This window comes from Pseudomonas sp. MDT1-16 (genome assembly GCF_054898115.1).
On sequence record NZ_CM142717.1, the window covers coordinates 2,903,627 to 2,929,330 of the forward strand.

The window sequence follows — 25,704 nt, forward strand, 5'->3', positions numbered from 1 at the left end:
TTATAGTTATGAACCCATTACATGCCAGTCTCGGTGCGTTGGGAATGCGACGATAGACAGGTAAAGCAGTACTAAAGTAGTAATTTCGTCCTGTTCTGTGTTGTTAGCTGGATTTGCGCAATGCCGCATGTTGCGGGTTGAAGGTGAGCACGGCGAGCAGAGCGAATAACAATGTCAGCCCCACACACACCGCCAATGCCAACGGATTGAAGCGTTCATGCAGGGCAAACCGCACCAGCTCCACCGCATGGGTGAACGGGTTCAACGCGCACAACCCGTACAGCCACTCGCTGGACTCGCGCATTTTCCACAGTGGGTACAGCGCCGACGACAGGAAAAACAGCGGGAAGATCACGAAATTCATCACCCCGGCAAAGTTCTCCAGCTGACGGATGGCGTTGGACAGCAACAAGCCCAGTGCGCTGAGCATCAATGCCACCAGCAGCAACGCCGGTAATGCAATCAACAAGCCCATGGCCGGTGGTTGCACACCGTACAGCCAGGCAATCGCCAGGAAGGCATAGACCTGCAACAGCGAGATCAGCGAGGTGGCCAACAACTTGCTGCACAACAGAAAGGGGCGGGACAGGGGGCTGGTCAGCAGCACGCGCATGCTGCCCATTTCCCGGTCGTAGACCATCGACAGCGAACCTTGCATGCCGTTGAACAGCAGGATCATGCAGGCCAGCCCGGGGATGATGTAGACCTCATAGGGAATGTAGGTGTCGTAGGGCTCGATGATCGCGATCCCGAGAGCGGCGCGAAAACCGGCGGCGAACACCAGCAACCACAGCAACGGCCGCACCAGCGCGCTAAGAAACCGCGTGTGCTGCAACACAAAGCGCAGCCATTCACGCAGCACGATGCCGCTGAAACATTGCCAATAAGCATTCATAGGGCGACTCCTGATGTTGTCAGGCGGGTGAAGGCCGACCCGAGATCGCCGCCATGTTCCTGGCTCAAGGCATCCGCCTGCCCGCTGGCCACCAGCCGGCCTTGATGGAGAATCAGCAAGTCGTCGCAGGGCTGCACCTCATCCAGCAAATGGGTGGTCCAGAGCACGCTGATGTTCTGCTCGCGGCACAGGCTGCGGATGTGCTGATTGAGGGCCAGCCGGCTGGCCGGGTCGAGGCCGGCGCTGGCCTCGTCGAGCAGCAGCAGGCGCGGTTCATGCAGCAAGGCGCGGGCGATTTCCACCCGGCGACGGTGGCCGCCATTGAGTTCGCGGACCCGCTCGCGACGGCGTTCAGTCAGGGACTGACGGGCCAGTTCGGCGTCGACCCGGATTCCGGTCTGACGCCGGGACATCCCATGCAGCGCGGCGTGATAACGCAGGTTTTGCTCGACGCTGAGGTCCAGGTCCAGGGTGCTTTGCTGAAACACCACACCCAGTTGCTTGAGCGCCGGACGCGCCGCGTTACGCAGCGAACAACCGCCGACGCGGATGTCACCGCGCTGCACATCGTAGAGACGAGTGAGCAGGGCGATCAGCGTCGATTTACCCGCGCCGTTCGGCCCGAGCAGCGCCGCGAAACGTCCGGGTGCCAAGCTGAAACTCACCTGACGCAACGCCTCGCGCGCGCCATAGGCGAAACTCAGGTCGCTGACTTCCAGTGCGTTCATGGGGTCACCACCACGCCCCACGGATAGCGCCCGACCTTGATTGATTGGGTGACCTTGAGGCTGTCGACATCGATCACCGACACGTCGCCGCTGACACCGTTGGTGGCCAGCAGTTGCCGTTGATCCGGGGTGAATGACATCTGCCAGACCCGTCGTCCGACCAACAGATAATCAAGAATCTCGAAGGTCTTGGCGTCGATCACCGCCACATGATTGGCCGGGCCGAGGGCGACGAAACCGTACTTGCCGTCGGCGCTGAGTTTGATGCCCACGGGTTGAACCTTATCCGGGTGCACGCCCTTGATCTGGAAGGTCAGGGTCCTGAGGATCTGCCGGGTCGCGACATCGAGAATGGTCACCGTGCCGCCGATTTCCGCCGAGGCCCAGAGCTTGGAACCATCAGGCGTGAATTCGACGAAGCGCGGCCGCTGATCCACCAGAGTGTTGTCGGCCAGCGTCTGGGTGCTGGTGTCGATCCAGTGCAGCATGTTGGTGGTTTCGCTGGTGTTCACCGCCCACTTGCCGTCGGGGCTGACGGCCATGCCTTCGGGTTCAACGCCGACGTTGATCTGGCTCAGCACCTTGGAGGTTTCGGTGTCGATCACCGTCACCAGCGCATCGTCTTCGTTGGAAACGTACAGCCAGCGATTGTTGGGGTGCAAGGCGAACTGCTCAGGATCTTTGCCAGAGGGCAGTTCCTTGATGATTTTGCGCGTGGCGACGTCCATCACCTGGACCCGATCCGAGTCACTGGCGCAGATGTACAGCAGCTTATTGTCGTGGGACAGCAGCAGGCCGCGTGGGCGCTGGCCGACAGGCAGGGTATCGGTGACTTGCAGGGTCTGCAGGTCGATCAGGCTCAGGCTGTTGTCCTTTTCGTTGGAGACCCAGGCGGTGCTGGCCGCGGCGTGCCCGGCGGCAAGCAGCAGGGCGCAAGAGAGCAGGGTGCGGCGCATGGCGGATTCCTTTTTATTGTCGTTGTTGTGGAGGTGGGATCAGGGAAAGCTGCAGCTGACCTCGGGCTTGTCGTAGCCCAGGCTGTCCATCTCGTTAAAGGGGTGCAGGAAACCGTCCTGTGGCGAAGTGCTGACCAATGCGCGGGGCTGGACGATGGGAATGGGTTGGCGCAACTGGCCGTTCCACGCCCGATAGCTGAGCTTGCGACCCTTGAAACCATCCAGCGGCAATTGATCGCTGGTTTCAAGCGTACGGATCGCCATCGGATCGGTCTGACGCAACTTGCTCACCGCACTGGCGATGCTGCGCACGGCGATCCAGGCGGCGAAATCGCGGTCATTCATCCAGCGCCCGGCCATGGCTTCGAAGCGTTTCTGCAACTGGGCGGCGCCGTAGGTTTCCACGGTTTTGTGCCAGCCCACCGGGGTCAGGCCCTGAGTGCCGGCGACCGGCCGTGGGTACCAGGTCTGGTAGGGCACGTATTCGCCGAAATCACCGCGTTCATCCGCCACCAGCACCACATCGTACTCGGCGGTCTGGGTGAACAACGGCATGTCGGCCTGGGCGCTGCGACGCTGATCGTTGTCGAAACTCCAGGTTTTTTCCGCGACCAGTTTCAACCCGAAGCGTTTGGCGGCGCGGCGCAGGGCGGCGGCATAGGCTTGATCGTCCGGGGTCGGGCCGACGATCAGCAGCGCCCGTTGCCATTTGCGTACCACCAGAAATTGCGCCAGCGCATCGGCGAGCATCGCCCGACTCGGCAGGCTGTGCAGCACGTTCGGCAGGCAATCGGTGCTGCGCAGGCTGTCATCGGGACTGCCGGCATTGAACAGCAAGCTGTCGGGCAGCACGGCGCTGAGCCGGCGCAGGCTCTGCGCCGGTGCATTCACCACAAACAGACGCAGACCCTGTTCATGCTGGGCCTTGGCCGCTTCGACCAGGGCATCCGGTTTGTCGACGTTGGCGCTGACCAGGCTGTAACTCTGGTTGAGGAAACGCCCGGTGCTGTTGCTGTCGGTGATCGCCAGTTCGGCGCCACGCAGCCCGGCATCGACCGGCTCGGGAATGATGTTCGACAGCAACGGGCCCGGGTCGGGGCGATAACCCAGGTAGCCAATTTTCACCTGGAACGGCGCATCGGCGGCCTGGCTCTGGGTCGCCAACCCGGCGGCGCAGGCAATCGCCAACAGGTAAATCAGGGCGTAAGGGGCAAGCTGGCGCATAAGGCACTCCATTACAGGTAGCGCCAGCATAGGAAGCCTGCGAGGCAGAAGGAAATATGCAGAAAGTACCAATGAGTCAGTACCAAGGTAGTAACTCGCCCGGGGCGGCGTGGTTTTAGCGATCCGCGGCTGTATTTGGATGTGCGCCACAAGCCCTACTACCAAGGAATTAGACGGCGGCCACCAAAGCAGCATGGGGTTTGCGCGAAGCCCTTCCTAAGATGGGTGCCGTAGCCTCTTCAAAGAGGTTTTGCGTGCAATCAAGAGGGCATAACAATGACAACAAAACGCAACGCCTTACTCATTGCCGGGCTGCTGGCCGGTTTTATCAGCGCAGGTTCCGTCTGGGCCCACGGCAACGTGGTACCTCAGGCTGTCGCCACCCTGGGCCTGACCCCGATCAAAGACGCCGGCGTGCAGGTTGATGGCGATGGGTGGGCGGCGGTGAACCCGTATCGCACCTCCCCGGAACACGATAAGGCCGTGGAGATCGGTTCTTCGGCCTACAACCAGAACTGCGCAGCCTGTCATGGCCTGGAAGCCAAATCCGGCGGCATCGCCCCCGATCTGCGCCTGCTGGATGTCGCCGAAGCGGGTGATGAATGGTTCGTCGAACGCGTGCGCCACGGTGCCGTGCGTGACGGCCGGGTCTACATGCCGAAGATGGCCGATTACCTGAGCCAGGAAGCCTTGTGGGCGGTGCGTACTTACCTGGACAGCGTTCACGTCGAGGAGTAATCCATGCGCCTGCTCGCTGTGTTGATCAGCGCTGTGTTGCTGTGCTGCCAGACCGTGCAGGCGCAGGTCCGAACCTATGACGAAATGATCGCCGCCGGGGAGCTGAAAGTGGCGGTCTACAAGGACTTTGCCCCCTACAGTTTTGAAGACGCCGGCCAGGCCCGCGGCGTTGATGTCGAACTCGCCGAGGCGTTAGCCAAGGCCCTCGGTGTGCACCTGACGTTGATGTGGGCGCCCGCCGGCGAGAAGCTCGATGACGACCTGCGCGATTACATCTGGCGTGCCAGTCAGTTGCACGATCTGCAACTGGCCGACCTGATGATGCGCGTGCCGTACGATCGCGATTACGCGCAGAAGCGCAATGAACTGGGTGAGTTGGAAAACGGCCATGTGGTGATGTTCGGGCCGTACCAGAACGAACAATGGCAGGTCGCCTTCGACCGTCGCCGACTGGATAAGGTGGGCAGCGTCGCCGTGTTCGAGCACCACCCGATCGGCGTCGAAGTCGACAGTGTGCCGTCGTTCTACCTGACCTCGGTATTCAGCGGCATGCTCGCTGGCAACACCCATCACTACCCTGGTGTGGCACAGGCTTTCGCGGCCATGAAGGCCGGTGAAGTCGACGCGGTGATGGCCATGCGCGGCGAGATTGACTGGCAAGTGCATGAAGCGGCGGACCCGCAAGTGGCGCTGGCGGAAAACGCCTACCCGAACATGGGCAAGCAGCTCTGGGAGATCGGCATGGCGGTGCATGAAAGCAACCGTCAGTTGGCCTATGCGGTGGAAGAGGCGCTGGAAACCTTGATCCGCGAGGGCGCCGTCAAAACCATTTATGGTCATTACGGCCTGCGCTATGACGTGCCCGAGATGTATCAACAGTGAACTGGCGAGCGAGTTGTCTGTTGGCCTGCTGGTTACCCCTGGCTGCGCTCGCCGCGGACATCGACCCGGGCAAAGACCCGGTGCCCTCGGTGATGTGGGCCTTCTATCACAAGCAGATGCTCGGCGATGCGCCGTTCGTGTTCGACGACCGGGTCAAGCTGCTGGCGCCGCCGTTCGCCGAAGATGCCCGGCAGGTGCCGCTGGAAATCGACGCCCGGGCGTTCAAGGGCGAGGTGGTGAAAATCCTCGCCTGGGCCGAACTCAACCCCTTGCCAAAAATCGTCGATTTCCAGCCGCTGGACCGGGTGCTCCCCTGGCTGTCGATCCGCATCCGTATCGAGCAAGCCACGCCATTGCGTGCGGCGGTGCTGACCCGTGACGGGGTGTGGCATGTCGGCTCGACCCTGATCGATGCGGCGGGCGGCGGTTGCACGGCGCCGAGTGTGGTGCGTACTCAGCCGGGCTGGGAAGACCACATCGGCGAAGTGCTGGGCGGTCGTTATCCCCGTGGCGAATTCAGTCGCGTGCGGCTGCAGGTGGCGCATCCAATGGACAACGGCATGGTCAGCGGCATCCCGGAGTTCTTCATCAACCATGCCGAACTGCGGGATCAGAACGATCAGCTGCTGGCCCGACTTGAGCTGTTTCCCGCCGTCAGCGAAAACCCCAACCTGGCCTTCGACATCGAAGGAACAGGGCAGACGCGCCTGTTACTGCGGGACAACAGCGGCAATCAATTCGATGCGGCCATACCCTGACCCAAAGGAGCGCGTGATGCGCTGGATGCTGCTGTTGTTCATGAGCCTGAGCCTGCCGGCCCTGGCCGAGCTCGAGTATTCACTCAAGCCCCGACAGATCGCCGAAGACACGTGGCTGCTGGAAGGCAGCACTGACAATTTTGACAAGGCCAACGGCGGCAACATCGTCAATACCGCGTTCATCGTCACCGAACGCGGTGTGGTGGTGATCGATACCGGGCCGTCGAAACGCTACGGCGAAGCGATGCGCAAGGCGATTGCCGCGACCACCGATAAACCGGTGATTGAGGTGCTGCTGACGCATCATCATCCTGATCATGTTCTCGGCAACCAGGCCTTCAGTGACGTGCCGATCGGCGCGCTGGCCGGCACCACCGAGCTGCTGCATCAGCAGGGCGATGCCATGGCCGAGAACCTGTATCGACTGGTGGGTGACTGGATGCGCGGCACCGAAGTGGTGTTGCCGACCGAAACGCTGACGCCCGGCGTGCGAAGTTTTGGGGATCACGATTTTCGTCTGCTGGGCCTGGGTGGGCACACTGGCGCGGATCTGGCTATTCTCGACCAGAAAACCGGCGTGTTGTTTGCCGGGGATCTGGTGTTTTATCAACGGGCGCTGACCACGCCCAACAGTCCGGGGCTGTCGGTGTGGCTGGCGGACATTGCCACACTTCAAGGCTTGCCCTGGACGCTCATCGTTCCCGGCCACGGCCCGGTGGCCACGGATCAACAGCCGTTCGAACAGATGCGCGACTACCTCACCTGGCTCGATCAGCTCATGCGCGACGGCGCCGCCAACGGCAGCGACATGGCCGAGATGATCCGCAGCCCCATCCCCGACCGTTTTGCTGGCATCAGCCTGAGTCGTTACGAGCTGATCCGCAGCGTCAGCCATCTGTATCCGCGTTACGAGCGTGGGCAGATGACCCGGGTCGATTCCGCTGCAGAAAAATGACCCTGCGGCGACACAACCCCTTGTAGCAGCTGGCGAAGCCTGCGTTCGGCTGCGCAGCAGTCGTGAAATCAGAGTTCGCGGTGTATCAGGAAAACCGTGCAAGTCGGGTTTACGACTGCTACGCAGCCGAACGCAGGCTCCGCCAGCTGCTACAGGTCGAGGTGAGCCCTGACGGGGTAGCATCCTGACCCGGTACTAAGGAACTAGCAATCTCAGCACTGCGGGCAATTGTTCCAAGGGCGGCGGCGCCCAAGAATCTGCACCAGACCGGGAAAATTTCCCGGGTATAACAAAAACCGCAGAGGTAGCCGTCATGACCCAACCCGCACGTCGCCAACCCTTCGTCTTGAGTGTGCTGCTCAGTGCCATGCTGTTGTCTGGCTCGGCATTGGCCGGCGTCACTGATCAAGACATCCTCCAGGACCCCAAGAACCCGGAGCAGATCGTCACCAACGGTCTGGGCGTCCAGGGTCAACGATACAGTCCGCTGGACACCCTCAACGTCAACAACGTGAAGGACTTGCGGCCGGTCTGGGCGTTCTCCTTCGGCGGTGAAAAACAACGCGGTCAGCAAGCACAGCCGATGATCAAGGACGGCGTCATGTACCTGACCGGTTCCTATTCGCGGGTGTTTGCGGTGGATGCGCGCACTGGCAAAAAACTCTGGCAATACGATGCGCGCCTGCCCGATGACATCCGTCCCTGCTGCGACGTGATCAACCGTGGTGTTGCGCTGTACGGCGACCTGGTGTTCTTCGGCACCCTCGACGCCAAGCTCGTGGCCCTGAACAAGGACACCGGCAAAGTCGTCTGGAGCAAGAAAGTCGCCGACCACAAGGAAGGCTATTCGATCAGCGCCGCGCCGTTGGTGATCAACGGCAAACTGATCACCGGCGTGGCCGGTGGCGAGTTCGGGGTGGTCGGCAAAATCGAAGCCTACGACCCGAAAAACGGCGACCTGCTGTGGACCCGGCCCACTGTCGAAGGCCACATGGGCTACACCTACAAGGATGGCAAAGCGGTAGAGAACGGCATCTCCGGCGGCGAAGCCGGCAAGACCTGGCCTGGCGATCTCTGGAAAACCGGCGGCGCGGCGCCTTGGCTTGGCGGTTACTACGACCCGGAAACCAATCTGCTGCTGTTCGGCACCGGCAACCCGGCGCCGTGGAATTCGCACCTGCGTCCTGGCGACAACCTCTACTCGTCGTCGCGTCTGGCGCTGAACCCGGACGACGGCACCATCAAGTGGCACTTCCAAAGCACGCCTCACGACGGCTGGGACTATGACGGCGTGAACGAGCTGGTCTCGTTCAACTACACCGAAGGCGGCAAAGAGATCAAAGCCGCCGCGACCGCTGACCGCAACGGTTTCTTCTACGTGCTGGACCGCACCAACGGCAAATTCATTCGCGGCTTCCCGTTCGTGGACAAGATCACCTGGGCCACTGGCCTGGATAAAGAGGGCCGGCCGATCTACAACGAAGCCAGCCGACCAGGCGCACCGGGTACCGAAGCCAAGGGCAGTTCGGTGTTCGTAGCCCCGGCATTCCTCGGCGCGAAAAACTGGATGCCGATGGCCTACAACAAGGACACCGGGCTGTTCTACGTACCGTCCAACGAGTGGGGCATGGACATCTGGAACGAAGGCATCGCCTACAAAAAAGGCGCGGCGTTCCTCGGTGCCGGTTTCACCATCAAACCGTTGAATGAAGACTACATCGGCGTGCTGCGCGCCATCGACCCGAAAACCGGCAAGGAAGTCTGGCGCCACAAGAACTTCGCACCGCTGTGGGGCGGCGTGCTGACCACCAAAGGCAACCTGGTGTTCACCGGTACGCCGGAAGGTTTCCTGCAGGCATTCAACGCCAAGACCGGCGAGAAAGTCTGGGAATTCCAGACTGGCTCCGGCGTACTCGGCTCGCCTGTGACTTGGGAAATGGACGGCGAACAGTACGTCTCGGTGCTGTCCGGTTGGGGGGGGGCTGTTCCGCTGTGGGGCGGCGAAGTGGCCAAGCGCATCAAGGACTTCAACCAGGGCGGCATGCTCTGGACCTTCAAGTTGCCGAAAGACCTGGTTGCCAAACACTGATCAGAGCAAACCTGTATCCCTGTAGGAGCGAAGCTTGCTCGCGAAGAATGCGCCGCGGTCTGACTGGATGACCGCAGTGCCCCGATCGCGGGCAAGCCTCGCTCCTACGACCAAATAACGAGAGTCCCCCTGCCAACGGCGCATTCGTCTGGCACGCGGGGCTCTCTACTATCGGTTCATCGCCTGTTTGCCCGACAGGCATCGACCCAGACAGAGGCCCACCATGATCTACGCACAACCTGGAACACCCGGCGCCGTCGTTACGTTCAAAGCGCGCTACGGCAACTTCATCGGCGGTGAGTTCGTCGCCCCGGTCAATGGCGAATATTTCATCAACACCTCGCCGGTCAATGGTGAAGTGATTGCCGAGTTCCCTCGGTCCAGCGCCGCCGACATCGAAAAAGCCCTCGATGCCGCCCATGCCGCCGCCGATGCCTGGGGCAAAACTTCGGCGCAGGACCGCTCCCTGGTGCTGCTGAAAATTGCCGACCGCATCGAGCAGAATTTGGAAATCCTCGCCGTCAGCGAAACCTGGGACAACGGCAAGGCCGTGCGCGAGACCTTGAACGCCGACGTGCCGCTGGCCGCCGACCATTTCCGTTACTTCGCCGGGTGCATCCGCGCTCAAGAGGGCGGTGCCGCCGAGATCAATGAGTTGACGACGGCCTATCACTTCCACGAGCCATTGGGCGTGGTCGGGCAGATCATTCCGTGGAACTTCCCGCTGCTGATGGCCGCGTGGAAACTCGCCCCGGCCCTGGCCGCCGGCAACTGCGTGGTCCTCAAACCCGCCGAGCAGACGCCGCTGTCGATCATGGTCTTCGCCGAACTGATCGCCGATTTGCTGCCGGCCGGTGTGCTGAACATCGTCCAGGGGTTCGGTCGCGAAGCGGGTGAGGCGCTGGCCACCAGCAAGCGCATCGCCAAGATCGCCTTCACCGGTTCCACCCCGATAGGCGCGCACATCATGCATTGCGCCGCCGAGAACATCATTCCAAGCACCGTGGAGCTGGGTGGCAAATCACCGAACATCTTCTTCGAAGACATCATGAACGCCGAACCGCAGTTCATCGAGAAAGCCGCCGAAGGTCTGGTGCTGGCGTTCTTCAACCAGGGCGAAGTCTGCACCTGTCCGTCCCGGGCGCTGGTGCAGGAATCGATCTACGAGCCGTTCATGGCCGAGGTGATGAAGAAGATCGTCAAGATCAAGCGCGGCGACCCGCTGGACACCGAAACCATGGTCGGCGCCCAGGCGTCCGAGCAGCAATACGACAAGATCCTCTCGTACCTGAAAATTGCTCAGGAGGAGGGCGCCGAATTGCTCACCGGCGGCGCGGCCGAGCGCCTCGAAGGCGACCTGTCCAGCGGCTATTACATCCAGCCGACCCTGCTCAAGGGCCACAACAAAATGCGCGTGTTCCAGGAAGAAATCTTCGGCCCGGTGGTGGGTATTACCACCTTCAAGGACGAAGCCGAAGCCCTGGCGATTGCCAACGACAGCGAGTTCGGCCTCGGCGCCGGTCTGTGGACCCGCGACATCAACCGCGCTTACCGCATGGGTCGGGCGATCAAGGCCGGGCGTGTCTGGACCAACTGCTACCACCTGTACCCGGCCCACGCCGCGTTCGGTGGCTACAAGAAATCCGGTGTCGGCCGTGAAAACCACAAGATGATGCTCGATCACTATCAGCAGACCAAAAACCTCCTGGTGAGCTACGACATCAATCCGATGGGGTTCTTCTAACCCCCGCAAGAACACCGCAATCCCCTGTGGGAGCGAGCCTGCTCGCGAAGAGGCCTGCACATTCAACATTGATGTTGACTGTCGGACCGCCTTCGCGAGCAGGCTCGCTCCCACATTGGTTTTGTGTGTACTAGAAAACCCCGCAACACCCCCTACCAATGCACGCCGCCACCTCGTTCGAAAGTAGCATTCGGGTGCCTGGCACCTCGTGCATTAATGGCTTTACCGGAATCGTCCGGCATAAGAAGAGGATTGACCCATGTGGACTAAACCCACGTTTACCGATCTGCGCATTGGCTTCGAAGTGACGATGTATTTCGCCAACCGCTGACTGTTCACCCGGCCAGCTGTTGCGTTGGCCGGGCCTGCCTTCTGGAGCATTGCCCATGCACATTCGCGTTCTCGGATCCGCCGCTGGCGGTGGTTTTCCGCAATGGAATTGCAACTGCCGCCAGTGCGCCGCGATGCGCAATGGCAGCCTGCGGGCGCAACGGCGCACCCAGTCCTCGATTGCCCTGAGCGACAACGGTGTGGATTGGGTGCTGTGCAATGCTTCACCGGACATTCGCGCGCAACTCGAGAGTTTCGCGCCGCTGCAACCGGCGCGCCGGGTGCGTGATACCGCGATCGTCGGCGTCGTCCTGATGGACAGCCAGATCGACCATTGCACCGGCCTGTTGAGTCTGCGCGAAGGCTGCCCGCATTCGGTCTGGTGCACCGAACGCGTGCATGAAGACCTGAGCAGCGGCTTCCCCTTGTTCACCATGCTCAAACATTGGAACGGCGGGTTGCAGTGGCAACCGGTCGGACTGGACCGCGAGCCGTTCAGCATCGCGGCCTGCGAACACCTGCAATTTCGTGCAATCCCCTTGGTGAGCAACGCACCGCCGTACTCGCCCAATCGCGGCAATCCGCAGCCGGGCGACACCATCGGGCTGTTTGTAGAAGACCGGCGCACCGGCGCCTCACTGTTCTATGCGCCAGGCCTGGGTCAAGTCGACGACGAAGTCCTGAGTTGGATGCAACGCGCCGATTGCCTGTTGCTGGACGGTACCTTGTGGCGCGACAACGAGATGCGAATCTGCGAAGTCGGCCAGAACCTGGGCAGTGAAATGGGTCACCTGTCGCAAAGCGGCCCTGGCGGAATGCTCGAAATCCTTGAAGGTTTCACCCGCCAGCGCAAGGTGCTGATCCACATCAACAACACCAACCCGATCCTCGATGAAGACTCGGCCGAAAGGGCATTGCTGGAGCGACACGGGATTGAAGTGGCCTATGACGGCATGAGTATTGTGCTGTAGCGGAGGGCCCTTTCGCGGGCAAGTCGGATCGCCGCACCGCTCGCTCCTACAGATCACATCGAATTTGTAGGAGCGAGGCTTGCCCGCGAAGGCGCTGGACCAAAAACAGCAGAGCTTCCAGGAGAACCGCAATGACTGACACCGCAATGACCCCCAGCGAATTCGAAGCGGCGCTGCGCGCCAAAGGCGCCTATTACCACATTCATCACCCGTTCCACCAAGCCATGTACGCCGGGCGCTCCAGTCGCGAGCAGATTCAAGGCTGGGTCGCCAATCGCTTCTATTACCAGGTAAACATCCCCCTGAAGGACGCAGCGATTCTCGCCAACTGTCCAGACCGCGACGTGCGCCGGGAATGGCTGCAACGGATCCTTGATCACGACGGCGCACCCGGCAGCGAAGGCGGCATCGAAGCCTGGCTGCGGCTGGGCGAAGCGGTGGGGCTGAATCGCGAGCAAATCCTCTCACAGGAACTGGTGTTGCCCGGTGTGCGTTTCGCCGTGGATGCCTATGTCAACTTCGCCCGCCGCGCCTGTTGGCAAGAAGCCGCCAGCAGTTCGTTGACCGAGCTGTTTGCGCCACAGATTCACCAATCCCGGCTCGATGCCTGGCCGACCCATTACCCGTGGATCGATGTCGGCGGTTATGACTATTTCCGTACTCGCCTGAGTCAGGCACGGCGCGACGTAGAGCATGGTTTGCGCATCACCTTGGCGCACTACGTCACGGTCGAAGGCCAGCAACGCATGCTGGACATTCTGCAGTTCAAGCTCGACGTACTGTGGAGCATGCTCGACGCCATGAGCCTGGCCTACGAGCTGGAACGCCCGCCGTATCACACCGTCACCACTGAAAACGTCTGGCACCGGGGGATTGCCCTGTGAGCCTGATCAACCGCGAGCAATCACCGTCGCTGCGCCGGGGTTTTCGCCTGCAATGGGAGCCTCGTCAGGACTGTCACGTGCTGCTGTACCCTGAAGGCATGATCAAACTCAACACCAGTGCCGGGCAGATCCTCGATCTGGTGGACGGCCGGCGCAGCGTTGCGGCGATCATTGATCGACTGTCTGCGAGTTTTCCCGGCGTACCGGGGATCGACGAGGACGTGCTGGCGTTTCTGGAGGTGGCCCATGCTCAATTCTGGATCGAGTGACTCGCGCCCGGGGCCGCCGCTGTGGCTGTTGGCGGAGTTGACCTATCGTTGCCCGCTGCAATGCCCGTACTGCTCCAACCCGCTGGACTTCGCCCAGCAGGGTGAGGAATTGAGCACCGAGGAATGGATTCGGGTGTTCCGCGAGGCCCGGGAGATGGGCGCCGCGCAACTGGGCTTTTCCGGCGGCGAGCCGTTGGTGCGTCAGGACCTGGCCGAGCTGATCAAAGCCGCCCGGGACATGGGTTACTACACCAACCTGATCACCTCGGGCATCGGCCTGACCGAGCAGAAAGTCCGCGATTTCAAGGTCGCGGGGCTGGACCACATTCAGATCAGCTTCCAGGCTGCCGACGAAGCGGTAAACAACATGCTCGCCGGTTCGCGCAAAGCCTTCGCCCAGAAACTCGCCATGGCTCGCGCGGTAAAGGCGCAGGGCTATCCGATGGTGCTGAACTTCGTCACCCATCGGCACAACATCGACCAGATCGCGCAGATCATCGACTTGTGCCTGGAGCTGGAGGCAGATTTCGTCGAATTGGCGACGTGCCAGTTCTATGGCTGGGCTGAACTCAACCGCGCTGGCCTGTTACCCACCCGCGAACAATTGCAGCGCGCCGAGCGCATCACCCACTCATACCGCGAGCGTCTTGAAGCGCAGGGCCACCCGTGCAAGCTGATTTTCGTCACCCCGGATTACTACGAAGAGCGCCCCAAGACCTGCATGAACGGCTGGGCCAATCTGTTTCTCGATATCACCCCCGACGGCACGGCATTGCCTTGCCACAGCGCCCGACAGTTGCCGGTGCAGTTTCCCAACGTGCGCGAGCACAGTATCGAGCACATCTGGACGGATTCTTTCGGTTTCAATCGCTTTCGTGGCGATGACTGGATGAAAGAGCCGTGCCGCTCCTGCGATGAAAAGCACAAGGATCTGGGCGGCTGCCGCTGCCAGGCCTTCATGCTGACCGGTGATGCCGCCAACGCTGACCCGGTGTGCAGCAAGTCCCCGCACCACGGCTTGATTCTCAAGGCCCGCGAGGAAGCCGAGGCCCCGGGGCTGGGCATGGAACACCTGACATTGCGTAACGAGAAGGCTTCGCGACTGATCTATCGAGGCTGAGCCCAGGGCTACCCATTGGTCTGATTGCATTCACAGCCGGATGCTTTAGTGTGAACGTTACCTTCCAAAACAATAAAAACAGGCTTTCCAATGAGCCAGAGTCTCAGCCAGCTGCGTAAATTCGTTTCGCCTGAAATCATCTTTGGTGCCGGCTGCCGGCACAACGTCGGCAATTGCGCCAAAACCTTTGGCGCCCGCAAGGTGCTGCTGGTCAGCGATCCCGGTGTGATTGCTGCCGGTTGGGTCGCCGATGTCGAGGCCAGTCTGCAAGCCCAGGGCATCGAGTATTTCCTGTACAGCGCGGTCTCGCCCAACCCTCGGGTCGAAGAAGTGATGCTCGGCGCCGATCTGTACCGGGAAAATCATTGCGATGTGATCGTGGCCGTCGGTGGCGGCAGCCCGATGGATTGCGGCAAAGGCATTGGCATTGTCGTCGCCCATGGGCGCAGCATCCTCGAATTCGAAGGCGTGGACACCATCCGTGTCCCGAGCCCGCCGCTGATCCTGATTCCGACCACGGCCGGGACCTCAGCCGATGTCTCGCAATTCGTGATCATCTCCAACCAGCAAGAACGCATGAAGTTCTCCATCGTCAGTAAGGCGGTGGTGCCGGACGTGTCGCTGATCGACCCGGAAACCACTCTGAGCATGGACCCGTTCCTGTCGGCCTGTACCGGCATCGATGCGTTGGTGCATGCCATCGAAGCGTTTGTTTCCACCGGTCACGGGCCGTTGACTGATCCCCACGCACTCGAAGCGATGCGTCTGATCAACGGCAACCTGGTGCAGATGATCGCCAACCCGAACGACATCGCCCTGCGCGAGAAGATCATGCTCGGCAGCATGCAGGCCGGGCTGGCGTTCTCCAACGCGATTCTCGGCGCGGTGCACGCGATGTCCCACAGCCTGGGCGGTTTTCTCGATCTGCCGCACGGTTTGTGCAACGCCGTGCTGGTGGAACACGTGGTGGCCTTCAATTACAGCTCGGCACCGGAACGTTTCAAGATCATCGCCGAGACCTTCGGCATCGATTGCCGTGGCTTGAATCACCGGCAGATTTGCGGGCGTCTGGTTGAACATCTGATCGCCCTGAAACATGCGATCGGCTTCCACGAAACCCTGGGACTGCACGGGGTCAGCACTGCGGACATTCCGTTCCTGTCGCAACACGCCATGCACGACCCGTGCATCCTGACCAACCCGCGCCAGTCCAGTCAGCGTGATGTCGAGGTCGTTTATGGCGAAGCCCTCTGACGAACAGCAACGGGCGCTGGCGGGGTTACTGGGATTAGGCAGCCATTCGGCGCGCAAGAGTCATTACCCGGAACTGGCCGCGCGCCTTGACGAGCTGGAAGCCGAGCGCAATCGCTACAAATGGCTGTTCGAAAACGCGGTCCATGGGATCTTCCAGGCAAGCCTTCTGGAAGGCATGCGTGCCGCCAACCCGGCACTGGCGCGGATGCTTGGCTATCAGAACCCGCAAGAGGTGCTGTTCTCACTGGCCGACCTGGCGAGCAACCTGTTTGTCGGTGGTGCTCAAGAGCTGGAAAACATCGGTGAAATGCTCAAGCGCGAGCGCAGCCTGCTCGGGTACGAAACCCAATTGCGGCGCAAGGATGGCAGCAGCCTCGACGTGCTGATGAACCTGTTGCTCAAGCCCGATCAGGAAGGGCTGGTGGAGGGGTTTGTCGCCGACATCACCGAACGCAAACTCGCCCAGCAGCGCCTGCAGCAACTCAACGACGAACTGGAGCAGCGTGTCACCGCGCGCACTGACGAGTTGCTGGAAGCCAACCGCAACCTGCAACAGCAGATCACCCAGCGTAAAGAGATTGCCCAAGCGTTGCGCGATGCCCGAGACGCCGCCGAGGCCGCCAATCGCAGTAAGGACAAATACCTCGCCGCCGCCAGTCACGACCTGCTGCAGCCGCTCAACGCCGCGCGTTTGCTGATCTCCACCCTGCGCGAGCGCAAGCTGCCCGACGTCGAACAAGTGCTGGTGGAGCGTACTCACCAGGCGCTGGAAGGGGCGGAAGATTTGCTCACCGATTTGCTGGATATTTCCCGGCTCGATCAGGCGGCGGTCAAACCGGACATTGCGCTGTACCGTCTCGACGAATTGCTCGCGCCGTTGGTGTCGGAGTTCCAGTCAGTGGCCCAAGCTGCAGGGTTGAACCTGCGGGTGCACATGGGCGATTACGCCATCAGTACTGACTTGCGCCTGATGACGCGGATCCTGCGCAATTTCCTCAGCAACGCCTGTCGCTACACTGACGAGGGCAGCATCTTGCTGGGTGCCAGACGCCGGGGTGAAATGCTGCGCCTGGAAGTCTGGGACACCGGGCGCGGGATCGCGGCGGATCGACTGGATTCGATCTTCCTGGAATTCAACCAACTGGATGTAGGGCGCGCCGCCGACCGTAAGGGTGTGGGCCTGGGGCTGGCGATCGTTGAGCGTATCGCCAAGATCCTTAACTACAGAATCCAGGTTCATTCACGGCCGGGACGCGGTTCGGTGTTCAGCATCGACGTGCCGATTTCCCATGAGGTTCCGCTACCGATCAGTCTGGCCGCGCCACTGCCGGGCACCGGCAATCCATTGCCGGGCCGACGTTTGTTGGTCCTGGACAACGAAGTGAGCATCCTCGAAAGCATGAGCGCGCTGCTCGGGCAGTGGGGCTGCGAGGTGGTGACGGCCACAGATGAGTTCTCCGCACTGGCGGCCTTGCAGGGGCGACCACCAGAATTGATTCTGGCGGACTACCACCTCGATCACGGAGTGGTGGGCTGTGATGTGGTCAGGCATTTGCGCGAGCATTACAAACAGGTGATTCCGGCGGTCATCATCACTGCCGACCGCACGGATCAGTGTCGGCGCTCATTGCAGAGACTCGACGCACCGCTGCTGAACAAACCGGTGAAACCCGGCAAGTTGCGCGCGGTGTTGAGTCAGTTGCTGGGGTAGCGATGCAGTCGTCAATCCGGTGGATGCGATTTTCCTGAGACACCGCGCCGTATGGTTTTACGACTGCTACGCAGCCTTCGGCAGCTGCTACACAGGGGACCTGATGATTTTTATCCCTTGAACACCGGCTCCGGCAAACCTTTCACCCCGGGATTGAGGGCGAACACACCGCCGGCCAGTGACTGTTCGTCGTGGTCGCCGCCGGGGCGGATCGAGGTGACGAACAGCGTGTCCAGTCGGCTGCCACCGAAGGCGCACATGGTCGGTTTTTTCACCGGTACGGCGAGGGAACGGTCCAGTCGGCCGTCGGGGGTGAAGCGGTGAATCAGCCCGGCGTCATTGGCGCAAATCCAGTAGCAGCCTTCGGCATCGACCGCTGCGCCATCGGGACGGCCAGGGAACTGATTCATGTCGACAAACAGCCGGCGATTGGACGGCGTACCGCTGTCGATGTCGTAATCAAAGGCCCAGATCTGCTGGACCAGGGGATGGGAGTCAGACAAGTACATCGTCCGCCCGTCGGGGCTGAAACCCAGGCCGTTGGGCACGATAAACCCGTTGAGTTGCGCCTCGAGTGGCCCACGTTGACCGGCGCTGTAGCGGTAAAGCGCGCCGTCGGTAGCATTGGCGCCCATGTTCATCACCATGCTGCCGGCCCAGAAGCGGCCCTGACGATCGCAGCGCCCATCATTCAAGCGCATATCGGCGCGGGCGTGATCGACGTCCGCCAGCAGTGCGCTGTCGAGGCTGCTGTCGTTGTGCGGGTGCAGATGGAAGAACCCGCTCTCCATCCCGGCAACCCAGCCACCGTCGCGGTGACGTGCGATGCAGGCGAGCATTTGCGGCGTTGTCCAGGCGTGGACATGACCGGTTTCGGCGCTCCAGCGTTGCAGACCCCCGACGGAAATATCGACCCAGTACAGGGCGTTTTCCTCGGGGACCCAGACCGGGCTTTCACCGACCGCGTTACGGGCATCGACAATCAATTCAACGTTCATGGCAACTCATTCCCTTAGGTTTTTGTTCGGGGTGAGGAGGTTCAGTCGCCAAACGGGCCAGCCGCGACAAACGCGCCACCCTGGTAAACCATCGCAGGGTCATCCGCGGCCGGCATCGGTTGGGCTTCGACTTTTTCGCGGAACACTTCGGAGTTGTCTTTTGCCGCGTAGCCCAGGGCGGTGGCGAAACGGTTGTCCCACCAGACGTTCTTGTTATCGGACACGCCGTAAACCACGGTATGGCCGACGTTCGGGGCGTACAACGCGCATTCGAGCAGGTGGGTCAGATCACCGAAGCTCAGCCAGGTGCTCATCATCCGGCGGTTTTGCGGTTCCGCAAACGAGGAACCGATACGCACGCTGACGGTTTCGATGCCGTAGCGATCGAAGTAGAAACTGGCCATGTCTTCGCCGTAGGACTTGGACAAGCCGTAGTAGCTGTCCGGGCGGCGAGGGGAGTGGGCGTCGATGACGTCGTCTTGCTTGTAGAAGCCAATCACGTGGTTGGAGCTGGCGAAAATCACGCGTTTCACGCCATGCCGGCGAGCGGCTTCGTAAATATGGAAAACGCCGCAGATGTTGGCGCCGAGGATCTCTTCGAACGGGCGTTCTACCGACACGCCGCCGAAGTGCAGAATCGCGTCCACGCCTTCGACCAGTTGATGGACCGCCTGCTTGTCCGCGAGGTCGCAGAGGACGACTTCTTCTCGATCATCAAGGGCAGGGGTGATGTCGGCGATGTCCGACAGGCGAATGACATTGGCGTAAGGCCGCAGGCTTTCGCGCAAGACTTTGCCAAGGCCACCGGCGGCGCCGGTCAGCAGCAGGCGATTAAAAGGGGGGCGGGCTGTAGGAGTGGGTGTCATGGAAGTTCCTGCACAAGCAGTTATTGTTATTGAGTTCGTTGTAGGTTGTCGTACGACTGATTGAAGTATCGTTAGGCTTTCCGGTCCTTGTCAACGAGTCATCGTTTGAAATTGACGGAGGGTCATTCCACCCCCCATCAACCACAGGGTTTTTGTGAGCCTGCAAAAGACGGGCGCTGCCGTTTTCCTTGCGGTTTTATTTTTGTCATGCGTCGACCTTTGTGGGAGTGTCAGCCAGTGATCATCGGCGGCAGGGTGCCCAGAAGTGAGACCGCGGCCACCGCTCCCTTCCCGAGCAACCCTTCGAGGATGACGCTGCTTTTCAGAGCGGTCCGACGCTGCTTGCAGTGGTTGATTCGCAGCCGATTGAACAGTGCCAATCCCGGTGAGTCCCCGAACATTGATCAGCCCGGTGATCAGCAGCCCCGCAACCAAGGCGTAACCGACACCGCCAAAGCGTTGCAATATCGCTTTAACGCAATGCTCTGCCGGTTGCCGCAGGATCATCACCAACAGCATCAAGCCGCCGAGCCAGGCACCGACGATCCGCAGGGGCAGGTTCGAACGCAATGGCGTCATCAGCAGCGCTACCAACACAGCGTTGAGCAGCAGGTGCCAGCGCCAGGCCTGGGTCTGAACACCCAGGCCCCGAACAGCATCAGCACCACGGTGAAATGCAGAAAGCGGCACAGCACCATCGCGCTCGTCATGAACTACTGGTCAACCTTGAAGCTGTAGGCGCCTTCGCTTTTGTGCGTATCGACCGACACCGCGTGCCATTCGACTTTGTAGGCACCCGCCGCCAGCGGTGCAGCCGGGGTGACGATCAGGGTTTTCTTGTCGCTGCCTTCGGTCGAGGCTTTTCACCGGAACGGGGGCGCCGTCCTTGAAGCGGCGAGCAGCGAGCCGAGCAGGGCGCCGGTGGTCAGGGCTTTCTTGAGCAGCATCGTGAATACCTCTGAGGCAAGTTCGAAAAGGCGCCAATTTACCTGCGGGAAGCTAGGTGTACGAAGTTTCGTTTTCCCTTGTCGCCGCGATGTAGAGCGGATGCTAGTCTTGGCCAACGCTGTTGTCAGGGAGCCCTCATGGGCAATCACAAGATTGAGATTCGTCGCAGTAACGTCGAGAAAATTCTGCTGGGGGCCGAAAAGATTTTTGCCGAAAAAGGTTTCGGCGGCACCGCCATGGCCGACATCGCCGCTGAAGTGCAACTGCCGCGCTCCAACCTGCATTACTACTTCAGCACCAAGAGTGAGCTGTACAGCGCCGTGCTGTTGGGTTTGCTGGAAGTGTGGAAACAGGACGCCCTGTGCTTCGAGATGTTCGACGATCCGCGCGTGGTGCTCAGCAGCTACATCCGCGCCAAAATGAACCACTCCCGCAGCCGGCCTTACGGCTCCAAAGTCTGGGCCAACGAGATCATGCATGGTGCACCGACCCTGGGTGAGAAGCTGGACGTGAGTCTGTACGACTGGGCAAAGATGAAAGAAGCGAAAATTCGCCAGTGGGTGGACGACAAACGCATTCTGCCGGTGGAGCCTTCAAGCCTGCTGTACATGATCTGGGCCTCGACCCAGCATTACGCCGACTTCGATCATCAGGTCAATATTCTTAATGACCATCAGCCGCTGTCGGACATGCAGTTTGAGCGGGCGGTGCAGACGGTGACGAGTGTGATTTTGCGTGGGATCGGGTTGGAGCCCTGACTCGATCATTCCCACGCTCCGCGTGGGAATGCCGCCCGGGACGCTCCGCGTCCCTAACGCGGACGCAGAGCGTCCGTTGAGGCATTCCCACGCAGAGCGTGGGAACGATCGGTTAGAGAGCGACGTGATACGGATTCCTCGGGTCATGATTCCAATCCAAAAACGGCTTGCCCGTATCCATCGGCACCATCTCGATACAATCCTGCACCGGACACGTGATCTGACACAGATTGCACCCTACGCACTCATCATCGATCACTTCATATTTATGCGTCCCGTCCGCCTGCTTCAGGCTGGCAACCGCCTGGTGCGAGGTGTCTTCGCAAGCGATGTGGCAACGACCGCAACCAATGCACGCTTCCTGGTCAATCTTCGCAATCACCTGATAGTTGATGTCCAGGTACTTCCAGTCCGTGGTATTGCCCACCGCACGCCCGGTAAACTCCGACACGCTTGCATAGCCCTGACTGTCCATCCAGCGCGATAAACCGTCCTTCATCTCCTCGACAATCCGGAAACCATGCAGCATCGCCGCCGTGCACACCTGCACCGAGCCGCTGCCCAGCGCAATGAACTCTGCCGCGTCGCGCCAGCTGCCGATGCCGCCAATGCCAGAGATCGGCAGGCCCTGCGTCTGTGGGTCGCGAGCGATTTCGGCGACCATGTTCAGCGCAATCGGCTTCACCGCCGAACCGCAATAACCACCATGAGTGCTTTGGTTGCCCACGGCGGGATTGGCGACCATGCGCTCCAGGTTGACGCTGGTGATCGAGTTGATCGTATTGATCAACGACACCGCATCCGCGCCACCGCGATGGGCCGCGCGGGCGGCGACACGAATGTCGGTGATGTTCGGCGTGAGCTTGACGATCACCGGCAGCGAGCAGTACGTCTTGCACCAGCGGGTGACTTGCTCGACGTACTCCGGCACCTGACCGACTGCCGCACCCATGCCACGCTCCGGCATGCCGTGGGGGCAACCGAAGTTCAGCTCGATGCCGTCGGCGCCGGTGGCTTCCACCAGCGGCAAGATGAATTTCCACGATTCCTCGACGCAGGGCACCATCAGCGACACGATCAGCGCGCGGTCCGGCCAGTCTTTTTTGACCTGAGTGATTTCCCGCAGGTTGATTTCCAGCGAGCGATCGGTGATCAGCTCGATGTTGTTGAAACCCATGACTTCACGATTAGCGCCGAAGAGCGCGGAGTAGCGCGACGACACGTTGACCGCCGCCGGGTCTTCACCCAGGGTTTTCCAGACCACGCCACCCCAGCCGGCCTCAAAGGCGCGGACCACGTTGTAGGCCTTGTCGGTCGGTGGCGCGGAGGCCAGCCAGAACGGATTGGGGGCTTTGATGCCGGCGAAGACAATCGAGAGATCGGCCATTTACGCAGCCTCCACGTTGAGCATGAGTTGAGCGTTGATGGCCTCGGCGGCCCGTTTGCCATGCTGCACGGCCTGCACGGTAAGGTCCTGATCGAGACGGGTGCAGTCGCCACCGGCGTACACGCCGGGAATGCTGGTGCGCAGGTTTTCGTCCACTTGAATCCGCTCACCCTGACGCTTGAGTTCACGGGCCAGCGGGTCGGCGAGGGCGCTGGCATCGAAGGCTTGGCCGATGGCTTTGAAGATCGCGTCGGCGGCCAGTTCGAAAGTTTCACCGGTGGTTTGCAGACGACCGTCTACCGGCCGCGTGCGGGCGAAGCGCATGCCGCGCACGTGGCCCTGATCATCGAGCAGCACTTCTTCCGGTTGCGCCCAAGTCAACAGCCGCACCTGATTGGCCTTGGCGATGTCTTGTTCGTGACCGGTGGCGCCCATTTCCTCGACACCGCGGCGGTACACCAGATTCACGTCGCGAGCGCCGAGGCGAGCCATTTGCACGGCCATGTCGATGGCGGTGTTGCCGGCGCCCAGCACGATGCAATGATCGGCCAGCGGCAGTTGCGTCAGGTCATCGGCCTGGCGCAGTTCGCGGATGTAGTCGGTGGCGGCGAGCAGGCCCGGCGCCTCTTCGTTGGCCAGCCCCAGTTGTTTACTGGCATTCAAGCCGAGGCCGAGGAACACCGCATCGAATTGCAGATGCAGTTCGCTTAAGGTCAGGTTCTCTCCCAGTTTTTGCCCGTGGCGGATCTCGATCCCACCGATCTCCAAGAGGAAATTCAGTTCCTTCTGCGCGTAATCGTCCACCAGTTTGTACTTGGCAATCCCGTATTCGTTGAGGCCGCCAGCCTTTTCCCGTGCCTCGAAAATCACCACGTCATGACCGTGCATGGCACTGCGGTGAGCGCAGGACAAACCGGCCGGTCCGGCACCGACCACGGCAATGCGCTTGCCAGTAGATGCCGCACGTGGGAAGGGGTGTTCGCTGAAGTGTGCGTTGTCTACGGCGTAACGCTGCAACAAGCCGATCAGCACCGGTGCGCACTCATGGTCGTTGTTGCGCACGCAGGCTTGCTGGCAAAGAACTTCCGTCGGGCAGACCCGGGCGCAACTGCCGCCGAGGATGTTCGCCGAAAGAATTTTCTGCGCGGCGCCCTGAATGTTTTCCTGATGAATATTGCGAATGAACGACGGAACATCAATCTCGCTCGGACAGGCATTCACGCACGGCGCGTCGTAGCAGTACAGGCAACGCGAGGCTTCCAGATGGGCCTGACGGTCGTTGAGTGGTGGTGCCAGATCGGTGAAATGGCCAGCGAGGGCGGCCGCATTCTCATAGGGATGCGGGAGGTGGTTGAGGGTCTTGATCACGGTGTTGGCCTCACGGTTATTGAGGTACTGCCTCTGATGGGCTGATCGTTCCCACGCGGAGCGTGGGAATGATCGGGTGTACGGCGTCAGCGTTTCACGGCAACAGGCTTGTTCAACTCCGCCCGCTTACTCAGCAAATCAAACACCGCCGGATACGCCGGCCGTTCGACATACCGCCCGGCGCCACGCTCGGCCCGCAAATCACCATCTGCCCAAACCACCCGGCCCTGGCTGACGGTGTGGCTCGGTACACCGCGCACGGTCTTGCCTTCGAAGATGTTGAAGTCGACCTGCTGGTGATGGGTCTTCGCTGAAATCGTCCGCGTACCTTCCGGATCCCACAGCACCAGGTCCGCATCCGCACCGACGCGGATCGCCCCTTTGCGCGGGTAGAGGTTGAAGATCTTCGCGGTGTTGGTGGAGGTGAGCGCCACGAAGTGCTGCATCGACAAACGCCCGGTGTTCACCCCTTCATCCCACAGCACCGCCATGCGGTCTTCGATACCTGCCGTGCCATTGGGGATCTTGCTGAAATCGTCACGGCCGGCGGCTTTTTGTTCGGCGCAGAAGCAGCAATGGTCGGTGGCGGTGGTGTGCAGGTTGCCCGATTGCAGGCCGTGCCAAAGCGCCTCTTGATGGCCGCGAGGACGGAAGGGCGGGCTCATCACGTAACCGGCGGCGGTCTGCCAGTCCGGGTGTTGATAGACGCTGTCGTCCAGCAGCAAATGCCCGGCCAGGACTTCTCCGTAGACTGGTTGACCCTTGCTGCGGGCGTAGGTGATTTCGTCGAGGGCTTCCTTGGTCGAGACATGCACCAGGTACAACGGCGTGCCTAGCGTTTCGGCGATGCGGATCGCCCGGCTGGCCGCTTCACCTTCAACCTGCGAAGGGCGGGACAACGGATGCGCTTCAGGGCCGGTCATGCCCTGGGCCATCAACTTGCGTTGCAGGTGATAGACCAACTCACCGTTCTCCGCATGCACAGTCGGCACTGCGCCCAATTCCAGACAGCGCTCGAAACTCGCCACCAAAGTGTCGTCGGCGGCCATGATCGCGTTCTTGTAGGCCATGAAGTGCTTGAAGCTGTTGACCCCGTGATGATTGACCAGCTCGGCCATGTCCTCGCGCACCTGTTCGCTCCACCAGGTGATCGCGACATGGAAACCGTAATCCGACGCTGACTTCTCGGCCCAGCCGCGCCACTGATGAAACGCTTCCATCAAGGATTGCTGCGGATTGGGAATCACAAAGTCGATGATCGACGTGGTGCCGCCGGCCAGACCTGCCGCCGTGCCACTGAAAAAATCCTCACTGGCCACCGTGCCCATGAAGGGCAGCTGCATGTGCGTGTGCGGGTCGATGCCGCCGGGCATCAGGTATTGGCCGCTGCCGTCGAGCACTTCGGCACCCGCTGGAACATCAAGATTTTCACCGATGGCTTTGATCACGCCGTCGGCGCAATAGACGTCGGCGCGATAACTTTCATCGTGGGTAATAACGGTGGCGCCACGGATCAACAGAGACATTCCGAGTTCCTCGCAGGCAATGACCGACTTGTGCCGGTTCTAAATGTTTTATATGAAGCCGACGCAAACAGGCGTATTCCTGTCAGCGCTGTCAGGAATAAAAGTTAGTCTGAGTTTACGGATAGAGCAAGAATATTTTTTATAAGCTTATATCTGTTTTAACGTATTGATATTTAAGGTTTAAATCGTGAATTTACCAAAATGGTGAGGCCTCTCACCATTTTGACGCACTTGACAGGTTCTAAAAATAGACGAGATTTCTTATGTGAAATCAGCCGGTTGAGGATGGTCTATGGTTGATGCGCGACGTTGAAAAAAAGTGGTATGCACCAGATTGAGTCCTGA

The 25,704-nt window shown here is 60.7% G+C and carries 23 protein-coding genes and 2 pseudogenes; 14 read left to right on the forward strand and 11 right to left on the reverse strand.

Annotated elements, in window-relative coordinates; genetic code table 11:
* Window positions 1-103 precede the first annotated feature (103 nt).
* The 4 genes from ACYZT3_RS13260 to ACYZT3_RS13275 are packed head-to-tail and all read right to left on the reverse strand — an operon-like array spanning window position 104 to window position 3,803.
* Window positions 104-895 (reverse strand): ABC transporter permease, encoded by a 792-nt coding sequence (locus tag ACYZT3_RS13260; RefSeq protein ID WP_282382129.1) that lies wholly within the window; start codon window positions 893-895, stop codon window positions 104-106.
* Window positions 892-1,623 (reverse strand): ABC transporter ATP-binding protein, encoded by a 732-nt coding sequence (locus ACYZT3_RS13265; protein ID WP_282382132.1) that lies wholly within the window; start codon window positions 1,621-1,623, stop codon window positions 892-894. The genes ACYZT3_RS13260 and ACYZT3_RS13265 overlap by 4 nt, the downstream gene beginning before the upstream one ends.
* Window positions 1,620-2,579 (reverse strand): YVTN family beta-propeller repeat protein, encoded by a 960-nt coding sequence (locus ACYZT3_RS13270; RefSeq protein ID WP_282382135.1) that lies wholly within the window; start codon window positions 2,577-2,579, stop codon window positions 1,620-1,622. Before ACYZT3_RS13270 ends, ACYZT3_RS13265 begins: the two co-directional genes overlap by 4 nt.
* Before the next feature lie 39 nt (window positions 2,580-2,618).
* Window positions 2,619-3,803, reverse strand: coding sequence for an ABC transporter substrate-binding protein (locus ACYZT3_RS13275; RefSeq protein WP_462032251.1), 1,185 nt, complete (start codon window positions 3,801-3,803; stop codon window positions 2,619-2,621).
* 276 nt (window positions 3,804-4,079) lie between these two features.
* Here ACYZT3_RS13275 and pedF point away from each other — a divergent pair, with 276 nt between their 5' ends.
* From pedF to ACYZT3_RS13340, 13 genes are all read left to right on the forward strand, one after another.
* Window positions 4,080-4,541 (forward strand): cytochrome c-550 PedF, encoded by a 462-nt coding sequence (pedF, locus tag ACYZT3_RS13280; protein WP_282382141.1) that lies wholly within the window; start codon window positions 4,080-4,082, stop codon window positions 4,539-4,541.
* A gap of 3 nt (window positions 4,542-4,544) precedes the next feature.
* Complete coding sequence (locus tag ACYZT3_RS13285; protein ID WP_282382144.1) at window positions 4,545-5,423, forward strand: substrate-binding periplasmic protein; 879 nt, start codon at window positions 4,545-4,547, stop codon at window positions 5,421-5,423.
* Complete coding sequence (locus tag ACYZT3_RS13290; protein WP_282382147.1) at window positions 5,420-6,181, forward strand: quinoprotein dehydrogenase-associated SoxYZ-like carrier; 762 nt, start codon at window positions 5,420-5,422, stop codon at window positions 6,179-6,181. The genes ACYZT3_RS13285 and ACYZT3_RS13290 overlap by 4 nt, the downstream gene beginning before the upstream one ends.
* A gap of 16 nt (window positions 6,182-6,197) precedes the next feature.
* Complete coding sequence (locus ACYZT3_RS13295) at window positions 6,198-7,136, forward strand: quinoprotein relay system zinc metallohydrolase 1 (protein ID WP_282382150.1); 939 nt, start codon at window positions 6,198-6,200, stop codon at window positions 7,134-7,136.
* Between the two features lie 313 nt (window positions 7,137-7,449).
* The gene (locus tag ACYZT3_RS13300; protein ID WP_282383421.1) at window positions 7,450-9,225 is read left to right on the forward strand and encodes a PQQ-dependent methanol/ethanol family dehydrogenase; all 1,776 of its coding nucleotides are present in this window, start codon (window positions 7,450-7,452) and stop codon (window positions 9,223-9,225) included.
* 223 nt (window positions 9,226-9,448) lie between these two features.
* The gene (gene exaC, locus ACYZT3_RS13305; protein ID WP_462032252.1) at window positions 9,449-10,969 is read left to right on the forward strand and encodes an acetaldehyde dehydrogenase ExaC; all 1,521 of its coding nucleotides are present in this window, start codon (window positions 9,449-9,451) and stop codon (window positions 10,967-10,969) included.
* A 259-nt stretch (window positions 10,970-11,228) separates the two neighbouring features.
* Window positions 11,229-11,300, forward strand: coding sequence for a pyrroloquinoline quinone precursor peptide PqqA (gene pqqA, locus ACYZT3_RS13310; RefSeq protein ID WP_080672057.1), 72 nt, complete (start codon window positions 11,229-11,231; stop codon window positions 11,298-11,300).
* 55 nt (window positions 11,301-11,355) lie between these two features.
* Entirely contained in the window at window positions 11,356-12,270 is a 915-nt protein-coding gene (pqqB, locus tag ACYZT3_RS13315) for a pyrroloquinoline quinone biosynthesis protein PqqB (RefSeq protein WP_462032253.1), read from the forward strand.
* Window positions 12,271-12,401: 131 nt separating this feature from the next.
* A complete protein-coding gene (gene pqqC, locus ACYZT3_RS13320; protein ID WP_462032254.1) occupies window positions 12,402-13,154 on the forward strand; it encodes a pyrroloquinoline-quinone synthase PqqC in 753 nt (250 codons plus the stop codon).
* A complete protein-coding gene (gene pqqD, locus ACYZT3_RS13325; protein WP_282380340.1) occupies window positions 13,151-13,423 on the forward strand; it encodes a pyrroloquinoline quinone biosynthesis peptide chaperone PqqD in 273 nt (90 codons plus the stop codon). Before pqqC ends, pqqD begins: the two co-directional genes overlap by 4 nt.
* Window positions 13,401-14,543: a pyrroloquinoline quinone biosynthesis protein PqqE gene (gene pqqE / locus ACYZT3_RS13330; RefSeq protein WP_282380338.1), complete on the forward strand. Its 1,143-nt coding sequence runs from the start codon at window positions 13,401-13,403 to the stop codon at window positions 14,541-14,543. Before pqqD ends, pqqE begins: the two co-directional genes overlap by 23 nt.
* Before the next feature lie 90 nt (window positions 14,544-14,633).
* Window positions 14,634-15,797, forward strand: coding sequence for an alcohol dehydrogenase-like regulatory protein ErcA (gene ercA / locus ACYZT3_RS13335; protein ID WP_282380336.1), 1,164 nt, complete (start codon window positions 14,634-14,636; stop codon window positions 15,795-15,797).
* On the forward strand, window positions 15,781-17,508 hold the full coding sequence (locus tag ACYZT3_RS13340; RefSeq protein WP_462032255.1) for a PAS domain-containing hybrid sensor histidine kinase/response regulator: 1,728 nt from the start codon (window positions 15,781-15,783) through the stop codon (window positions 17,506-17,508). Before ercA ends, ACYZT3_RS13340 begins: the two co-directional genes overlap by 17 nt.
* A gap of 110 nt (window positions 17,509-17,618) precedes the next feature.
* Here ACYZT3_RS13340 and ACYZT3_RS13345 read toward each other — a convergent pair whose 3' ends face one another.
* The 4 genes and pseudogenes from ACYZT3_RS13345 to ACYZT3_RS13360 form a co-directional block, all read right to left on the reverse strand.
* Window positions 17,619-18,506, reverse strand: a complete 888-nt coding sequence (locus ACYZT3_RS13345) for an SMP-30/gluconolactonase/LRE family protein (protein WP_282380332.1) — start codon at window positions 18,504-18,506, stop codon at window positions 17,619-17,621.
* 41 nt (window positions 18,507-18,547) lie between these two features.
* Window positions 18,548-19,372 (reverse strand): NAD-dependent epimerase/dehydratase family protein, encoded by an 825-nt coding sequence (locus ACYZT3_RS13350; RefSeq protein ID WP_462032256.1) that lies wholly within the window; start codon window positions 19,370-19,372, stop codon window positions 18,548-18,550.
* 230 nt (window positions 19,373-19,602) lie between these two features.
* Window positions 19,603-20,082, reverse strand: a pseudogene (locus tag ACYZT3_RS13355) (hypothetical protein).
* Between the two features lie 3 nt (window positions 20,083-20,085).
* Window positions 20,086-20,260 (reverse strand): annotated as a pseudogene (locus ACYZT3_RS13360) (copper resistance protein CopC); the annotation flags it as partial.
* Between the two features lie 197 nt (window positions 20,261-20,457).
* Between ACYZT3_RS13360 and ACYZT3_RS13365 the strand changes: the two are divergent.
* Window positions 20,458-21,078: a TetR/AcrR family transcriptional regulator gene (locus tag ACYZT3_RS13365; RefSeq protein WP_282380328.1), complete on the forward strand. Its 621-nt coding sequence runs from the start codon at window positions 20,458-20,460 to the stop codon at window positions 21,076-21,078.
* A gap of 112 nt (window positions 21,079-21,190) precedes the next feature.
* Here ACYZT3_RS13365 and preA read toward each other — a convergent pair whose 3' ends face one another.
* The 3 genes from preA to hydA form a co-directional block, all read right to left on the reverse strand.
* Complete coding sequence (gene preA / locus ACYZT3_RS13370) at window positions 21,191-22,465, reverse strand: NAD-dependent dihydropyrimidine dehydrogenase subunit PreA (protein ID WP_282380324.1); 1,275 nt, start codon at window positions 22,463-22,465, stop codon at window positions 21,191-21,193.
* Window positions 22,466-23,833: an NAD(P)-dependent oxidoreductase gene (locus ACYZT3_RS13375; RefSeq protein ID WP_282380322.1), complete on the reverse strand. Its 1,368-nt coding sequence runs from the start codon at window positions 23,831-23,833 to the stop codon at window positions 22,466-22,468.
* An 86-nt stretch (window positions 23,834-23,919) separates the two neighbouring features.
* Entirely contained in the window at window positions 23,920-25,359 is a 1,440-nt protein-coding gene (gene hydA / locus ACYZT3_RS13380; RefSeq protein ID WP_462032257.1) for a dihydropyrimidinase, read from the reverse strand.
* Window positions 25,360-25,704: the final 345 nt, after the last annotated feature.

What these genes read in the sequence shown, in the direction of transcription:
- ACYZT3_RS13260 (WP_282382129.1), bottom strand. Translation starts at nt 895, where the DNA reads ATGAATGCTTATTGGCAATGTTTCAGCGGCATCGTGCTGCGTGAATGG.
- ACYZT3_RS13265 (WP_282382132.1), bottom strand. Translation starts at nt 1,623, where the DNA reads ATGAACGCACTGGAAGTCAGCGACCTGAGTTTCGCCTATGGCGCGCGC.
- ACYZT3_RS13270 (WP_282382135.1), bottom strand. Translation starts at nt 2,579, where the DNA reads ATGCGCCGCACCCTGCTCTCTTGCGCCCTGCTGCTTGCCGCCGGGCAC.
- ACYZT3_RS13275 (WP_462032251.1), bottom strand. Translation starts at nt 3,803, where the DNA reads ATGCGCCAGCTTGCCCCTTACGCCCTGATTTACCTGTTGGCGATTGCC.
- pedF (WP_282382141.1), top strand. Translation starts at nt 4,080, where the DNA reads ATGACAACAAAACGCAACGCCTTACTCATTGCCGGGCTGCTGGCCGGT.
- ACYZT3_RS13285 (WP_282382144.1), top strand. Translation starts at nt 4,545, where the DNA reads ATGCGCCTGCTCGCTGTGTTGATCAGCGCTGTGTTGCTGTGCTGCCAG.
- ACYZT3_RS13295 (WP_282382150.1), top strand. Translation starts at nt 6,198, where the DNA reads ATGCGCTGGATGCTGCTGTTGTTCATGAGCCTGAGCCTGCCGGCCCTG.
- ACYZT3_RS13300 (WP_282383421.1), top strand. Translation starts at nt 7,450, where the DNA reads ATGACCCAACCCGCACGTCGCCAACCCTTCGTCTTGAGTGTGCTGCTC.
- exaC (WP_462032252.1), top strand. Translation starts at nt 9,449, where the DNA reads ATGATCTACGCACAACCTGGAACACCCGGCGCCGTCGTTACGTTCAAA.
- pqqB (WP_462032253.1), top strand. Translation starts at nt 11,356, where the DNA reads ATGCACATTCGCGTTCTCGGATCCGCCGCTGGCGGTGGTTTTCCGCAA.
- pqqC (WP_462032254.1), top strand. Translation starts at nt 12,402, where the DNA reads ATGACTGACACCGCAATGACCCCCAGCGAATTCGAAGCGGCGCTGCGC.
- pqqE (WP_282380338.1), top strand. Translation starts at nt 13,401, where the DNA reads ATGCTCAATTCTGGATCGAGTGACTCGCGCCCGGGGCCGCCGCTGTGG.
- ercA (WP_282380336.1), top strand. Translation starts at nt 14,634, where the DNA reads ATGAGCCAGAGTCTCAGCCAGCTGCGTAAATTCGTTTCGCCTGAAATC.
- ACYZT3_RS13340 (WP_462032255.1), top strand. Translation starts at nt 15,781, where the DNA reads ATGGCGAAGCCCTCTGACGAACAGCAACGGGCGCTGGCGGGGTTACTG.
- ACYZT3_RS13345 (WP_282380332.1), bottom strand. Translation starts at nt 18,506, where the DNA reads ATGAACGTTGAATTGATTGTCGATGCCCGTAACGCGGTCGGTGAAAGC.
- ACYZT3_RS13350 (WP_462032256.1), bottom strand. Translation starts at nt 19,372, where the DNA reads ATGACACCCACTCCTACAGCCCGCCCCCCTTTTAATCGCCTGCTGCTG.
- ACYZT3_RS13365 (WP_282380328.1), top strand. Translation starts at nt 20,458, where the DNA reads ATGGGCAATCACAAGATTGAGATTCGTCGCAGTAACGTCGAGAAAATT.
- preA (WP_282380324.1), bottom strand. Translation starts at nt 22,465, where the DNA reads ATGGCCGATCTCTCGATTGTCTTCGCCGGCATCAAAGCCCCCAATCCG.
- hydA (WP_462032257.1), bottom strand. Translation starts at nt 25,359, where the DNA reads ATGTCTCTGTTGATCCGTGGCGCCACCGTTATTACCCACGATGAAAGT.